Consider the following 14,016-nt stretch of genomic DNA (forward strand, 5'->3'; position numbering starts at 1 on the left):
TCTCTTACGCCGCTGTAGAATTTAGGATGAATAGTAGCAGAAGAAGAAGTTAGTTGTCAATACAGTGCCGGGCAAGATGAAACGGTCAATGTTTCAGATTCGGATTCAAATATTCGCGCATGACATACTTCAAAAATTCCTTCTGGGCAATGGAGAAATGCTTATGGTTAGAGCGCGCCCAGCCCAGGGAAATCGTAGTTGGCTCGTGATTGATGAGAGGAACAATAACGATATCGCCGCTAAGAATGAGCGGATCGTTCAGCATGCTGTACTCGATAAACATGCCGATCGCCACACCCTCGACAATGGTTCTTCGGAGCAGCTCGATATTGTTGGAGGTGAAGATCACATCGACGGGGCCGTACTTGCTGACGAAATCTTCCAAATACCAATTCGAGAATACGCCATCGATATTGACGAACGAATAGGCGAGCAGCTCTTCCGGCGAGACGCTCTTTCTTGAGGCGAGGGGCGATCCCCTTCCCACACACACCACAACTCGCGAATCCAGCATCTTGTGCATCGTCAAATCCTTGACATGCTCCTTCTTCTGATCATGGAAGTAGATCAGGCCCAAGTCGGTGCGGTCCTCCTTCAGATCCTGAATCACCTCCTCCGTACTCTTGCTGGATATCGCAAGCCGGACATTGGGATAATCCTGTTTGAAGGAAATGATCGATTTGGTCAGCACCGCCATGAAATTCGGACCTACGGAGAATCGAACCTCCCCCTCGATCAGCTTGCTCTCGATCTGCGCTTCCTCTTTGATCTCCTCGACTTTGAGCAGAATGTCATATATCTTCTCGATAATGATTCGACCCCGGGGCGTAGACTCCGTGCCCAGCCGCGAGCGGGTAAACAGCTTGAACCCCAGCTCCTGCTCCAGCTTGGCAATCGCTTTGCTGATGGCGGCCTGGCTGACATGCAGCTGCTCGGCGGCAATCGAGATCGAGCCTGTCCGCGCAATGGCGGAAACATATTCAAATTGCTCCAAGTTCATGTAAACACCCCCACACATAACCTGTAGTTATGATAGCATAATTCATATATACTTTACTAGAATACTCGGAAATAATACAATGCAAATAAATCTAGTACGATAAGGGGTCCTGACAATGCGTAAATCCACAAGAAAAACAACCCGATTCGGTCTGCTATCACTCTTTATAATAATAGCTTTGACCCTGACTGCATGCGGCAGCGGCGGCAGCAAGTCGGGCGACGATAAAGTAACGGTCAATATCGCGGTAAACGGCGGGCTGAACCTGCTGTCGGTCGCCAAGGAGAAAGGTTGGTTCGAGGAAGAGTTCGCCAAATTGAATGCGAATGTCGAGTGGCACGAGTTCCAGAGCAGCGTTCCTCTGCTGGAAGGGATCGTATCGAACCGCGTGGACTTCTCCTTCATTGGCGACGGCACGGTCGTAACCGGCAAAGCGGCAAACAGCCCGTTCACCGTCATTTCGACGATTGGCGTACAAGGCAACCAGAACAGCGTTATCGTGAAGACGGACAGCCCGATTCAATCGATTGCCGACCTGAAGGGCAAGAAAGTCGCCGTAGCGAAAGGCTCGTCGGCTCATATCTTCCTGATTAAGGCGCTGGAGAAGAACGGCATGAAGGAATCGGATCTCAAAATCGTGCAGCTGCAGCCGGACGAAGCGAACTCCGCTTTCCAGACCGGCAGCGTCGATGCCTGGGCAACCTGGGATCCGTTCGTAACGACGGAACTGAAAGCTAACCGCGCACGGATCGTCGAAAGCGTGGAAACGATGAACATCGTTGCTCCTGCTCTCATGATTGGTCGGGATAAATTTATCGAGGAACATCCTGAACTGACGACGGCTTTCTTGAAGGTGTATCAGAAGAGCGTTGATTGGGTCAACGGCAATAAGGATGAAGCGGCTGCGCTTCTAGCGGAACAGAAGAAGATGGATTTGGAATTGGTGAAGACGCTCGTCAACTACACGAACTATATCAATACGCCGGTCACGGCGGATGTTCAAGCGGCGATGCAATCGACGGCAGATATTCTGCTCGAAGCGGGCACAATCAAGGACAAAGTCGACATTAGCAAGACGTTCAACAATACCTTCATCGAAGAAGCATTGAAATAGCTTAAACGCGTAACGATTGCTAGAGGAGGCGCATGTCAATGAGTACAGAAAGACAAAGCTCGATTCATAATTATAAGCAGACAGCCGTGAAGATTCGGCAAAGCGTGGAAGGCCTATCGGAGCAGCTGATTACGTGGAAGCCCGGTCCGGACATATGGAGCATCCAGGAAATCATCGGACATCTGATGGATTCCAATATCATCAATTCGTACCGCATTCGCAAAATCATCTCGGAGCCGGTGACGCCGATCGTTACTTTTGCTCATGAGGAATGGGTGAATGTGCAGCAATTTCACGGAACGCCGCTGGCAGAGATATTGGATGCTTATGATGCGCTTACCCGCTATAATGCGCTGCTGTTGAACAAGCTCACGGAAGAACAGTGGCAGAAGTACGGCATGAAGAATGATGAACAGATTTCCATTTCCCATATTATTGACAAGTTTATTTGCAATCATGTGCAGAAGCATCTCGGGCAGATCGAACGCAACAAATCGGAATATGACGCGAACCGGGTTTAAACGCCTGCAAAGGAGGAGCCTTCAATGACAGATTTACAACATTTGCTTGAACGGGCGGAAGCAGCACAAGATCAAGTGATTCAATGGAGGCGCCATCTGCACCAGCATCCCGAGCTGTCTTTTCACGAAAGCGAAACCGCTCATTATATAGAAGAAACACTTCGCTCCATTGGACGCATGGAGGTATCCCGGCCGACCGCTACGAGTGTGATGGCGAGACTGATCGGCCGGCAGCCCGGCAAGGTGCTTGCGATTCGGGCAGATATCGATGCGCTGCCAATCGAAGAGAACACGGGACTTCCGTTCGGTTCGGCTAATCCGGGTGTCATGCATGCCTGCGGACATGACGGACATACGGCCACTGTGCTTGGCGTAGCGAAGGTGATGGCTGAGCATTACGATTCGCTCGAAGGTGAAATCCGGTTTATTTTTCAACATGCGGAAGAGCTTCCTCCCGGTGGTGCTGAGGAGATGATCGCGGCCGGTGTAATGGAAGGCGTGGATGCCGTCATTGGCGCGCATCTGCAATCGCCGGTCGAGGTAGGCATGGTTGGGGTTGTTGCAGGTCCGATGCTGGCTTCACCGGATACATTCTATATTACGGTGCATGGCAAGGGCGGGCATGCGGCTGAGCCCCATATGGCGATCGATCCTATTGCGATTGGCGCACAATTGGTTACGAACCTGCAGCATCTGGCCTCCAGAACCTTCAATCCCATGGACCCGCTGGTCGTATCGGTAACGAAATTTATCGCCGGGCATACGCATAATGTCATCCCGGGAAGCGCGGAGCTGTGCGGCACGGTTCGCTGCATGGACCCTGGCCTTCGCGAGCAGCTGCCGAAGCGGATGGAGCAAATTATTGAAGGGATTACGCAAGCCCATGGCGCAGCGTATGAGTTCCGTTATGATTATGGCTACCGCCCGCTTATCAACAATGAAGCCGTTTCGCAGATCGTAGCGGAGTCCGTTAAGGAGCTGTACGGAGCAGACGCGCTGTACACGATCAAACCAAGTATGTCGGCAGACGACTTCTCCGCCTACCTGCATCTGGCGCCGGGCACCTATTTCAACATCGGAGCCGGCAGCAAGGAGAAGGGAATTACTTACCCCCACCATCATCCGCAATTTACGATCGATGAAGGCTCGCTTCTGATCGGCATGAAGGTATTCATTACAGCGGCCTTGAAGCTGCTGGCTGTGAAATAGAACGAATAGCCTGCGGTATAGCCTGCGGAATCGTTGAAGAACGATGCCGCAGGTTATTTCATTTTACGACGAAACTTTGAAGAGACGCATTATCGTGTTAACGCTGCATTTCCCCGCTCAAGCGATTCTCGTTGGCGACTTCCATTTGGACGTCATCAAACTTGATGGACTTGATTCGCATGACGACTAACCTCCAATAATGTGCAATTGTACAATGTGTTTAGTCGGGGTGTTCGCTACCTCCCCAACTCGGCTCCATATTCAACAATAGTGCATCCGATGTCCGTTACAAGTCCAGCCCACCTTCATTATACGGAATACGGACATAGAATCCGTTATTTGTGACAAACACCTTATATGGATACACGGTCCGGACATCAGATCCGCTATTCGCACCAAATGACCACATTTCCTCCGATTTTCGCATAAATAACGTCTCTGGTGTCCGCTACCTCCCCAACTCGGCTCCATATTCAACAATAGCGCATCCGATGTCCGTTACTATTCCAGCCCACCTTCATTACACGGAATACGGACATAGAATCCGTCTCCTATTGCCCGCTCGCCGTAACAAACATCTCTTCATTAACATCGAAATTATAGAGCAGCGGAAAGCAGTTCCGCAATGCTTCAGCCTCCACTTGGAATCCAATCATCCGAAGCCGATCAGCCCAGGCAGTGCGGGTTTCGCTTATAATAGCCGGGATTGACTCCCGTTACGGACTTGAAGGATTTGGAGAAGTGATGCACGTCGGTAAAGCCGCAGTATTCGCTCACCTTTTGAATGGACAATCCTTCCCGCAGCAGCTCCTGAGCATGCTCGATTCGTAATTTCAATAAGTACTGATATGGCGTCATGTTGAATTGCTGCTTGAACAGCACCGTAAATCGGGAAGGCGATAGATTGGCTCTTCGGGCCATGTCGGCGATGCTGATCGGTTCGGAGAAATGAAAAGCAAAGTAAGACGTAATCCAATTCAGGAATGGCTGCGGGGACAGCACGCCCGGTTTGGGCTTCATGTATTGCTTGAATAGGGTGGTCAGCCATTCATGGGCAAGCTGATTGGCTTCTACCGTTCCCATGTAGGTTTGCAGCTGCCAGCATTCGATCATCTTTAAGACTATATCCCGCATTTTACCCGAATGGGCCGTCTCCAGCTTGAAAGGTATTCGCACATCCTCGCAATTATGCAGTCTGGGCTGCATATAAGCCTCATATGAAGTCATGTCCAATTGGCCGGCAAGGGTGACGAAGCTATTCTCCCTGTGCGGATTATAGAAAAAATCCAGATGTACGTACGGGTTGATCGTATTCGTCAATCCTTGGATGGTATGGACATCGCCAGGCTGAAGCAGGCAGAGGTCCCCTTCCTTCAACATCTGAATTTGACCGTTGACCTGAATTTCGAATCGGCCTTCCTGCACATAAAAAATAATGTAATCGAGCAGATTGCGTTCACCAATGAAGAACGGGGGCCGGATTGCGTAATCGGCAATGCGAATATAGGGTGCAATGACGTGATCTTCTAATTTCATCTGCATGAAACCTCTTTCAAGATCGAATGACAATCGTTTTTTACAAAGAAAACAGGTCGATTATATAAAGAATTCCATACCCGCTCCTCTTATGATGAAGGCAGCATCTTACTTAGTAGTATATCATTCTATGAGGAGGCTACGTATGGAAAACGTGTATAAAGGCGCGGAAACAAGAGAAATCAGATTTCCGCTGGGCGGAATCGGGAGCGGCAGCATTGGCCTTTCGGGTAACGGCCGGCTGGTGGACTGGGAAATTTTCAACCGCCCCAACAAGAGGAGCTTCAACGGTTTTAGCCACTTTGCGGTGAAGGCCGAGCATGCCGGTCAAGTGCTGGACGCACGGGTATTGAACGGAGATATGCAAGCTCCTTATGTAGGCGAGCATATTCGAGGGGGCCCTCTTCACAGCGGCTACGGATTCGGTCCGGAAAGCCAAACGATGGCGGGAATGCCCCATTTTCAAGAGGTGGAGTTCCGAGGAGAATTTCCGCTGGCAGGCATGTCGTTCAAGGAATCCGCGTTTCCGGGGAATGTTCAATTGCTGGCCTTTAACCCTTTCATTCCGCTGCAAGAGGATGATTCAAGCATTCCCGCAGCCTTCTTCGAGTGGGAACTGGAGAATACGGAGCAAGTCCCTATAACCTATACGCTGTGCCTCTCGGCCGGCAACTCCCTTCCAACGGAGAAGGTTGTTTATCAATACAGTGAAATACCCGAGGGTCAAGAACGCAGCTTGCATATGATCAAGCTAGGTTCCAATCAATATGACAGCGAGCATCCCCAGTTTGGAGATATTACGATCGCTACGGATGCGGCGGATATCAGCTACCAGGAATATTGGTACCGCGGCGGATGGTGCGACAATCTGGAGATGTTCTGGCATGATTTCACCCAGCCCGGGCGCATGAAGAACAGACAGTACCGCGAGGATGAGACGCCTATGTATCGGAAAGATACCGCGTCGCTGGCCGCGCATGCGGAGCTGAAGCCCGGCGAGAAGACGAAGATCCGCTTCACGATCAGCTGGAATTTCCCGAACATGAACAATTACTGGAACCCGAATCCGACGGGGCATAACACATGGAAAAATTATTACGCCACTCTATTCGAGGATTCCCGGGCAAGTGCGAAATACGCCTTCACTCATTGGGAGCGACTGTATGGGGACACGCTCAAATTCAAGGAGGCTTTGTTCTCTTCTACGGTACCGCCCGTCGTCAAGGACGCGGTATCCGCGAACCTATCCGTCTTGAAGACAGCGACGAGCTTACGGCTGACCGACGGCTCCTTCTATGGATTCGAAGGCTGCATTGACGATACCGGCTGCTGCGAAGGCTCCTGCACGCATGTATGGAACTACGCTTACGCGATGCCGTTCTTGTTCCCAAGCTTGGAACGCAGCATGCGTAATCTTGATTTTCAATACAACAAACGCGAGGACGGCCGAATGTCATTCCGTCTCATGCTGCCGGTCGGGCGCGAAAGAAATAACTACCGCGCCTGTGCGGACGGCCAGTTCGGCGGCGTTATTAAAGCCTACCGTGATTGGAAAATATCGGGGAATACGGATTGGCTGCGGTCCGTCTGGCCGGCCGTCAAGCAATCGATCGAGTATGCGTGGGCCGATAGCAACGAGGACAAGTGGGACCCTGATCGAAAAGGTGTTCTTGAAGGCAGACAACACCATACCTTGGATATGGAGCTTTACGGACCCAATTCCTGGTTGAGCGGATTTTATTTAGCTGCTCTTAAGGCAGGCGCGGAGATGGCGTCGTTCTTGGGCGAGCATGCCGCATCGGATGACTACAACCGGTTGTTTGAAATGGGCAAAGCGTGGGTAGACGAGCATCTATTCAATGGCGAGTATTACGTTCAACAGATCGATTTGTCGGATAAATCAGTGCTGGAGCCCTTCGGCGAAGCGACCGTCAATCATTACTGGAATAAGGAATTGGGAGAGATTAAATACCAGATCGCGGAAGGCTGCGCCATCGATCAGGTCGTCGCCCAATGGCATGCCAATCTGTGCGGGCTCGGCGAAGTTCTCGATAAGGAGCAGACCCGCTCCGCGTTGAAATCGTTATACCGGCATAATTTCAAATCCAGCATGAGGCACGAAGCGAATACATGGAGGCTGTTCACGCTCAACGACGAAGGAGGTCTTGTGATCTGCACATGGCCAAGCGGGGTAAGCAGACCGGCGATTCCGTTGACCTATAATACGGAAACGATGACGGGTTTTGAATACCAGGCCGCTTCGCATATGATCCAGGAAGGGCTGATCGAGGAAGGACTCTCCATCGTTGAAGCCATTCGCGATCGTTATGACGGCGAGAAGCGCAATCCGTGGAACGAGATCGAATGCGGCAGCAATTATGCAAGATCGATGGCAAGCTATTCCTTGCTGCAGGCCTTCAGCGGATTCGAATATAATATGGTAGAAGGCATGATCGGCTTCAGTCCCGTACAATCTTCGGACGGTACCTTCCGCGTGTTCTGGTCGCTCGACATGGGCTGGGGAACCTTCGAGACGAGTCCCGGGCACGCCCGTCTTCACGTGCTGCACGGCAAGCTGGATTTGAAGGTGCTCAAGCTTCCTAAGGAGCAGATCGAAGCGATTCGCAGCATCCGATTGGACGGTGTTGATTTGGCGTATCGTATCGACGGCAATGAAATTCATTTTGCCGGTTCGAACCTAATCGATACGAATAGCTCGCTTGCAATAGAGCTGCGGAGCTAACCCATATAAGGCACAACGAAAAGTAGCGGTTAAACAGCAACTGCGCAGGCGAATGTTCTTCCGATCGCTGACGCTTCTTCAGAATCATTCGCCCTGCTCCGTTTCGGTTTAACCAACCATTCGTTTCGAATTATTAACAATGCATTCAATTAAATAGAGAGTTTCCGTTATAATGAAGATTAGCGGAACTCTCTTTTTTGACGAGATCCGATCGTTACAAATTTAATCCAAGGAGTTTACGATGACCAAAAACTATCAAGCACTGGTTGGCGATCAAATCTTTTTTGGAGCTGCTTCGGATGCCCAAGACATGGTTGAACAGGAGCAAGTGGATGTGTTGGTCGATTTGCGTGGAGATGCCGCGGAAAGTGCCGATGGCAGCGGGAAGGCAAAGTGGGTGCATATCCCATGTGATGAGAATGGGGAGACGCCGCTTGAGCAGTCCATACAATCCGCTGTTGACCAAGTCGTTAACGCTTATCACAACGGTCAAAAAGTCGGCTTTCATTGCGGCGGAGGCGGCGGGAAGGCCGGTTCAGTCGCGATCGGCACACTGATTGCCCTCGGCACATGCGCAACGATTGAAGAAGCCGAAACCATGACGACCGCCATTCGCGACAAAGTGAAGATCAGACCCGAACAGCGGGCAGCATTGGAAAAGCTATATCAGAAGTAGCGGCAGGTGGAATGGAACTATATTTAATAGAAACCTTTCCTCGTTAAGATGTGAGACCATCCGCCAACGAAGGAAAGGTTTCTTTGTACAACCATCAATCTTAAGCTATAGCATGCTCCGCGCACCATTCCCGCAGGAACTTCAGATTCGTATCGAAGTAATGATCATTTTGCCAGGCTCCCCATACCTGCGCGTTACCGGTGTGAAGCCCCATCAACCAGATCTCCCTGATCGCGATAAAGGCCGGAATCGCTTCAAGGTCATGCTTCGACAGCGCTTTATGCTGCTGGTAGGATGCCAAGAAGGCGTCCCACATCTCATTATGAAAAGCATCCTTCCCGCGGCCCCGGACTCTTGCCCACAAGAATACCGCAAGATCATACGCTCTCCAGCCAAATCCGCCGCAATCAAAATCGAAGTGGGTCAAGCTATCGTTATGGAAATGCACATTCCATCCATGCAGGTCGCCATGGCACATGCCCCGCTCCAATTCTTCCGAAACCGTCTCTATACGGCTGCGCAGCAGCTTGGACAGCGCCTCCAGATATTCGAAATCCTCCGGTCTATGGGCTAACAAAGGCTTGATCGATTGGAGAGGCTCTTTCAGCAAATGATCCAAATCAATGACAAATCGGTCATGACGGCACTGATAGCCATTCATAGCCGCGTGCAGCTTGGCTACTTCTTCTCCGTATAACGAGCTGCTCTCCTTCGTGTCCGAATGCCCGCCTTCCGCGTAGGTAAACAACGCGGCGAATCGCTGTCCTTCCGGAGCCGCTATTTCAACCAGATTGCCGCCGGCTTTCTTCATGACGGCATGCGACACCGGCAGTCCATGAACATATAAATGATGCAGCAGTTCAAGCTCCCATTCGATATCGCTTTGGCTTCTCCAATTGACTTTATAGATTCGCAAGATGTATTTAATCTCGCTCGCGGCTACCAAATAAGTATCATTAAGACCGTTATTGAGAAAACGCACCTCCGCGATGTCCCCGATATCATATAAGTCATGAATGACAGGAACCAAAGCGTCCGAAGAGATGACGGAATGATTGACAGCCAGTTTTAACATCCAGCTCCTCCTTTAATAGATATTAGTTGAACCGAAGATCGAACGCAGCCCGATGTGCAGATACAATGTTCTTCTGTAGCAGCCAGTAACCTTCATCCAACACCCCATATTGCCGATAACATAACTAGGTCAAACCCCTCCATGTAAATCCAATAAGGATGTGAACCGATGCGTATTGAGACCGGTAATGCCTACTCGCCCCTTACGAGACGGACGAGTGCCATTCCAGCACCGAATTTGTTTGAAGCTGCGCTTCAGAAGATAGAGAAAGAAGACGACAAGCAGAAAGACGATAAAGGAAAGCTCGTGACAGCAAGAGAAGGGGCTTACGTGCGTCAATATATCGTAAGAGCAGATGGCAGCAAGATTCTGATCCGTGAAACGAAGCAAGCCGCAGATGATTCCACGTTATCCGGTCATGATCCGCAGGCAGCTTCCGTTACTCCGGAAGCAGGTCACAGCGGCCTGAGTCAGAACGCGAAGCATATGCTCCATCTCGTCAACCTACAGGTTGGTGCCGCCGTAGGGTTCGGCTTATCTTATATCAGCATGAATGGTCCATCTCGTTCTTCAGCTCATGCTGGCCTTGTCCATTCACTTTCAAGATAACTTTCTTCCCGTTATGCAGCAGAGCCCGGTATGGAAACTGATATTGCCGGCCTAGATAATTGCGATCCAGTGACTTGATTCTACTCTCCGCGATCAGGTCATGAGGCCACGGAAATTCCAATGAATCGAGATCGAGCGTCATCATGATGCCTCCTCCGGGGCCAATACTGGCAGGCAGGTCTGAATCGACCTGCCCGCCGAAGTGAATTTATTTAAAGCGAATAGCCAGATACGGCAAGTCATTCATCAGATTCGAGGTCGTCGTATCCAGCATCTCTTTCGACCACGGATGCAGGTTATTCAGATCCAAGCTTCGGAATGCCCCTGAATAAACCAGAATTTCACGCAGTCTGAGGAATAGCGGAATTCGCTCTAACCAATATGTCTCAAGCGTGTTCTCCCGGCAATAGCCCTCCATAAGATTATCGTAGAACCGTTGGGCGGTTGCATTCCGCAGCTCGACGCCATCGCTCTTCAGCGGCGTCGCATAGAACAATGGATTGGCTATATCCGCAGCAAGCCAGTTGTATTCGCACTCGTCAAAATCAAAGAGCGTCAGCCCATCCTGATGGGCATGAAAGTTGCCCAGCTGAATATCGCCATGGATTAACCCATAGGAATCGGGATCTTGGGGCAGCAGCCGAATTTCACCCAGAAACCGTTGGATCGGTTCAAGGACATGTTCATAGGATGCCGGAACATAGGATGAAATTCGGGTAAGGTAATGATTCTCATACCAGTCGCATCGCCGCGGGGACCCTTCTTGGACCCGGTATGCTTTGGTCAAGGCATGAATTCTACCGATCATTCGGCCCAGCCTCCGTACCCATTGGCTGTCTTCCGTGTAAATCCGGTAGTCCAGCTTAGCACCGGGCGCGCTCTCAAAAGCGGTAGCCACAAAATAGTCTTCTCCGCTGTTGATTCTAGCAGCCCACTTGCCTTCTATCGAGCGGATCGGAGCCGCTGCGCGCACGCCATGGTTCATTAGATACGAGATCCAATTTAATTCCGCTTCCGTCATGGCCAGCGACCGATGGGAGCTGTGCGCAATTCGAATCACGCAATGCTTGGCATCCCTATGAGCTCCGTATACAAAGTTTTGAAACCCGCCCAAATCCGTCAAATCGTCTGGATGAAATCCGAACTTGCCTGCGGACTCCTCCAAGATACGGTTATTCAGTAAAGCTCTAATGGCTCGATCCAAATCGATTCCTCCCATAGATTCATAATGATGAATGTATGATCGAAATCTCCTTTTCTTCCGGCCATCTCAGCAGCAATAACCACGGCTGGTGGTTGCGCATCATGATTCCTCCTATTCTACCCTTTCCATCTTCAAGGAATAGTGTATATACCGCTCATTCTATTTGCCATGGAAAAGTTGATTATAGCGAAAACTCCCCCGTTACGATTGCTCTTGATTCGGCCAGCCGCTCCATAGATCGATTTTGTTTCCGTCCGGATCGTATACGTAGAAGTTTCTTCCGCAGCCCCCATTGTCCTCGATCGGGTCCGTCTTTACGCCTGCAGAACGTATGGCATCAAATGCCTCATCGAAATTCTCGATCTCAATCGTCAGCAAGCACTGTTCATTGCCGAAGATGTCGTGATAGTTGGCATTCTGTGATTCCTTAGTCTGCATAAGAAAGATCGCGCTGCCTGACGGAAATCCCAGTTGTGCTTGCGCGTTATTCGTAATTGGCCGCAGAAGCGTCAATCCGAGATGCTTGACGTACCACTCCGCGGATACGCGAGGATCTGATGCAGGCAGATACACACAATCTATTCCTTTGGCTATCGATTTCGTCAATGCAAACCATCCTCTCATGGATTCGGACATGATGCTGCACTATGGATAAGTCACTACTAAGATTTAATATACCGCACGTATGTTCTTGTGTAAATATTTTCCTCAATTGATTTGATGAGTAAAAAAATAGCGCCGCCTAGCGGCAGCACCTTCGATGGCTGATTCCTATTTCGAATAATCATATAGATCGACGACAGCCCCATGCTCGAAATCTTGCTTAAATAAGTATTCGATGATGTGTTGAGCCGTTTCCTCTGGTGTCGTAAGCATCCCCTTATCCTTAACCATACCGAATATTTCGGCAGACGGGAATGTGGTCTTGTCCTGATTTCTCGCTTCTGCCTGCAGATCCGTATCCACCATACCTGGCCAGATCGAGATGATTCCTACCGGTACCTGGGCCTGGTTCTGCTCTAGTCCCACGCACTGAGTGAATACATCCAACCCCGCTTTGGCCGCCGAGTAGAGACTCATGCCGGGGAGAAGATTTTTAGCCGAACCTGAGGAAATGTTCACTATTCTTCTATCAACAGGGATTTCATTGGTAAGTCGCATAAATACGCTGGTTAGTATGATGGGTGCTAGTAAATTGACATTCAAGTTACGGGTTATCCCCTGAACTTGAGCAGACTGAATGAACGTGACGGGAGATATCATGGCGGCATTATTGATCAGGTAAATACCTTCTGCAATAGATCGGTCGATAGATATGAAGATGTCATTCATTAAGGTCTCGATCTGATCCATGTCATTCAGATCAAATTCGAAATACGCGATATTGCTGCTTTTGCCCAAAAGCCTATTGTTCCTCTCGCGGGAGATACAGAACAAGTAATGATCTGGCGATATCAACCGTTCAGCTATTGCTTCTCCAAGACCTCTTGATGTTCCCGTTATGATGAAATATTTCATAATCGTTCCGCCTCCATCCGCCGTTCATACGCCTCCAACAGAAGCGCGACCGGAATTCCATTGATCGACATGCCGTCGACTTTGCATTCTTGTATCTTTAACCCGGATAGATCACAGTTTTGAAAGACGCTGTCCTGCAGCCGTACATCTTCCATACAAAGAGGTTCGTAGGTTTCCGGCTGAAGCAGCCAGCTGTCTTTAAGCGTCGAACCCTTGATCGTCACCCCGGATAAGTTGCAATCCGTTATCTCGGCTCCTGCCAAATCGCAGCGGTCGATCGTACTCCCTTTCAAATCATTTTCCGAGAAACGAATGGGGATCGTATGACCGCCAAGATCATGTATAACCGCTCCATTCATCTGGCTGAATCCAATCGAGAGGCCGTCAAGATCCAGATGCTGCAACGTGAGATTAGCCATGCCTCCATGGTGAATCCGCATACCGTTCAAGCAGCTGTCGAAGATTTCGGCATCTTCCAAATTCACATCGCGCATCACGATCCCCCGCAAATCGGAGCTTTCTATTTTGGATTTGGAGAGATCCGCCCTCATCATCGTTTTCATTCTTGCAAGCAATTCGGCGTCATTCGTACCATAGAACAAGGAGTCGATCGAGCATTTGAATATCCGGGAGAGCTTCGGCAATAAGGCGATGTCAGGTGCGGCCAGACCCGTTTCCCATTTGGAAACGGCTTGCGATGTCACCCCCAGTAAATCCCCTAGCTCCTGCTGCGTCAATTCCTGTTCAAGCCGATGCGTTCTTATCCGTTCGTTAAATTTGGAATCTACCATTAGAGTCGCCCACCGCCTTT

13 protein-coding genes are annotated in these 14,016 nt (G+C 50.1%); 6 read left to right on the plus strand and 7 right to left on the minus strand.

Going from position 1 to position 14,016, the window contains the following annotated elements:
• Positions 1 to 85 precede the first annotated feature (85 nt).
• A complete protein-coding gene (locus tag L1F29_RS27815; RefSeq protein WP_258385269.1) occupies positions 86 to 1,000 on the minus strand; it encodes a LysR family transcriptional regulator in 915 nt (304 codons plus the stop codon).
• A 115-nt stretch (positions 1,001 to 1,115) separates the two neighbouring features.
• Between L1F29_RS27815 and L1F29_RS27820 the strand changes: the two genes are divergently transcribed.
• Genes L1F29_RS27820 through L1F29_RS27830 form a run of 3 tightly spaced genes read left to right on the plus strand, consistent with a single transcriptional unit; the run spans position 1,116 to position 3,844 of the window.
• The gene (locus L1F29_RS27820; RefSeq protein ID WP_258385270.1) at positions 1,116 to 2,114 is read left to right on the plus strand and encodes an ABC transporter substrate-binding protein; all 999 of its coding nucleotides are present in this window, start codon (positions 1,116 to 1,118) and stop codon (positions 2,112 to 2,114) included.
• Between the two features lie 38 nt (positions 2,115 to 2,152).
• Complete coding sequence (locus tag L1F29_RS27825; protein ID WP_258385271.1) at positions 2,153 to 2,635, plus strand: DinB family protein; 483 nt, start codon at positions 2,153 to 2,155, stop codon at positions 2,633 to 2,635.
• Between the two features lie 24 nt (positions 2,636 to 2,659).
• Positions 2,660 to 3,844 (plus strand): amidohydrolase, encoded by a 1,185-nt coding sequence (locus tag L1F29_RS27830; protein ID WP_258385272.1) that lies wholly within the window; start codon positions 2,660 to 2,662, stop codon positions 3,842 to 3,844.
• Between the two features lie 666 nt (positions 3,845 to 4,510).
• Here L1F29_RS27830 and L1F29_RS27835 read toward each other — a convergent pair.
• Positions 4,511 to 5,380 carry an AraC family transcriptional regulator gene (locus tag L1F29_RS27835; RefSeq protein WP_258385273.1) on the minus strand — a complete coding sequence of 290 codons (870 nt, stop codon included), beginning with the start codon at positions 5,378 to 5,380 and terminating at the stop codon, positions 4,511 to 4,513.
• Positions 5,381 to 5,525: 145 nt separating this feature from the next.
• On the opposite strand from L1F29_RS27835, the gene L1F29_RS27840 reads away from it, so the two are divergent.
• Together L1F29_RS27840 and L1F29_RS27845 are read left to right on the plus strand one after the other, a co-directional pair.
• The gene (locus tag L1F29_RS27840) at positions 5,526 to 8,123 is read left to right on the plus strand and encodes a GH116 family glycosyl-hydrolase (protein ID WP_258385274.1); all 2,598 of its coding nucleotides are present in this window, start codon (positions 5,526 to 5,528) and stop codon (positions 8,121 to 8,123) included.
• Between the two features lie 241 nt (positions 8,124 to 8,364).
• Positions 8,365 to 8,799, plus strand: coding sequence for a protein-tyrosine phosphatase family protein (locus L1F29_RS27845; RefSeq protein WP_258385275.1), 435 nt, complete (start codon positions 8,365 to 8,367; stop codon positions 8,797 to 8,799).
• Positions 8,800 to 8,899: 100 nt separating this feature from the next.
• On the opposite strand, the gene L1F29_RS27850 is transcribed toward L1F29_RS27845, so the two are convergent.
• Positions 8,900 to 9,874: a phosphotransferase enzyme family protein gene (locus tag L1F29_RS27850; protein WP_258385276.1), complete on the minus strand. Its 975-nt coding sequence runs from the start codon at positions 9,872 to 9,874 to the stop codon at positions 8,900 to 8,902.
• Between the two features lie 168 nt (positions 9,875 to 10,042).
• Between L1F29_RS27850 and L1F29_RS27855 the strand changes: the two genes are divergently transcribed.
• Entirely contained in the window at positions 10,043 to 10,483 is a 441-nt protein-coding gene (locus L1F29_RS27855; protein ID WP_258385277.1) for a hypothetical protein, read from the plus strand.
• 208 nt (positions 10,484 to 10,691) lie between these two features.
• Here L1F29_RS27855 and L1F29_RS27860 read toward each other — a convergent pair whose 3' ends face one another.
• The 4 genes from L1F29_RS27860 to L1F29_RS27875 all read right to left on the minus strand — a co-directional run bounded on the left by L1F29_RS27860 (position 10,692) and on the right by L1F29_RS27875 (position 13,996).
• Positions 10,692 to 11,687 (minus strand): phosphotransferase enzyme family protein, encoded by a 996-nt coding sequence (locus tag L1F29_RS27860; RefSeq protein ID WP_258385278.1) that lies wholly within the window; start codon positions 11,685 to 11,687, stop codon positions 10,692 to 10,694.
• Between the two features lie 201 nt (positions 11,688 to 11,888).
• On the minus strand, positions 11,889 to 12,293 hold the full coding sequence (locus tag L1F29_RS27865; RefSeq protein WP_258385279.1) for a VOC family protein: 405 nt from the start codon (positions 12,291 to 12,293) through the stop codon (positions 11,889 to 11,891).
• A 165-nt stretch (positions 12,294 to 12,458) separates the two neighbouring features.
• Complete coding sequence (locus L1F29_RS27870) at positions 12,459 to 13,205, minus strand: (S)-benzoin forming benzil reductase (protein WP_258385280.1); 747 nt, start codon at positions 13,203 to 13,205, stop codon at positions 12,459 to 12,461.
• Positions 13,202 to 13,996, minus strand: coding sequence for a helix-turn-helix domain-containing protein (locus L1F29_RS27875; RefSeq protein WP_258385281.1), 795 nt, complete (start codon positions 13,994 to 13,996; stop codon positions 13,202 to 13,204). Before L1F29_RS27875 ends, L1F29_RS27870 begins: the two co-directional genes overlap by 4 nt.
• Positions 13,997 to 14,016 lie beyond the last annotated feature (20 nt).

This window comes from Paenibacillus spongiae, from assembly GCF_024734895.1.
GTDB lineage: Bacteria > Bacillota > Bacilli > Paenibacillales > Paenibacillaceae > Paenibacillus_Z > Paenibacillus_Z spongiae.

Excerpts from the sequence above, each read along its gene's own strand:
- L1F29_RS27825 (WP_258385271.1), top strand. The coding sequence starts at position 2,153 with ATGAGTACAGAAAGACAAAGCTCGATTCATAATTATAAGCAGACAGCC.
- L1F29_RS27835 (WP_258385273.1), bottom strand. The coding sequence starts at position 5,380 with ATGAAATTAGAAGATCACGTCATTGCACCCTATATTCGCATTGCCGAT.
- L1F29_RS27870 (WP_258385280.1), bottom strand. The coding sequence starts at position 13,205 with ATGAAATATTTCATCATAACGGGAACATCAAGAGGTCTTGGAGAAGCA.
- L1F29_RS27845 (WP_258385275.1), top strand. The coding sequence starts at position 8,365 with ATGACCAAAAACTATCAAGCACTGGTTGGCGATCAAATCTTTTTTGGA.
- L1F29_RS27815 (WP_258385269.1), bottom strand. The coding sequence starts at position 1,000 with ATGAACTTGGAGCAATTTGAATATGTTTCCGCCATTGCGCGGACAGGC.
- L1F29_RS27840 (WP_258385274.1), top strand. The coding sequence starts at position 5,526 with ATGGAAAACGTGTATAAAGGCGCGGAAACAAGAGAAATCAGATTTCCG.
- L1F29_RS27875 (WP_258385281.1), bottom strand. The coding sequence starts at position 13,996 with ATGGTAGATTCCAAATTTAACGAACGGATAAGAACGCATCGGCTTGAA.
- L1F29_RS27850 (WP_258385276.1), bottom strand. The coding sequence starts at position 9,874 with ATGTTAAAACTGGCTGTCAATCATTCCGTCATCTCTTCGGACGCTTTG.
- L1F29_RS27830 (WP_258385272.1), top strand. The coding sequence starts at position 2,660 with ATGACAGATTTACAACATTTGCTTGAACGGGCGGAAGCAGCACAAGAT.
- L1F29_RS27820 (WP_258385270.1), top strand. The coding sequence starts at position 1,116 with ATGCGTAAATCCACAAGAAAAACAACCCGATTCGGTCTGCTATCACTC.
- L1F29_RS27855 (WP_258385277.1), top strand. The coding sequence starts at position 10,043 with ATGCGTATTGAGACCGGTAATGCCTACTCGCCCCTTACGAGACGGACG.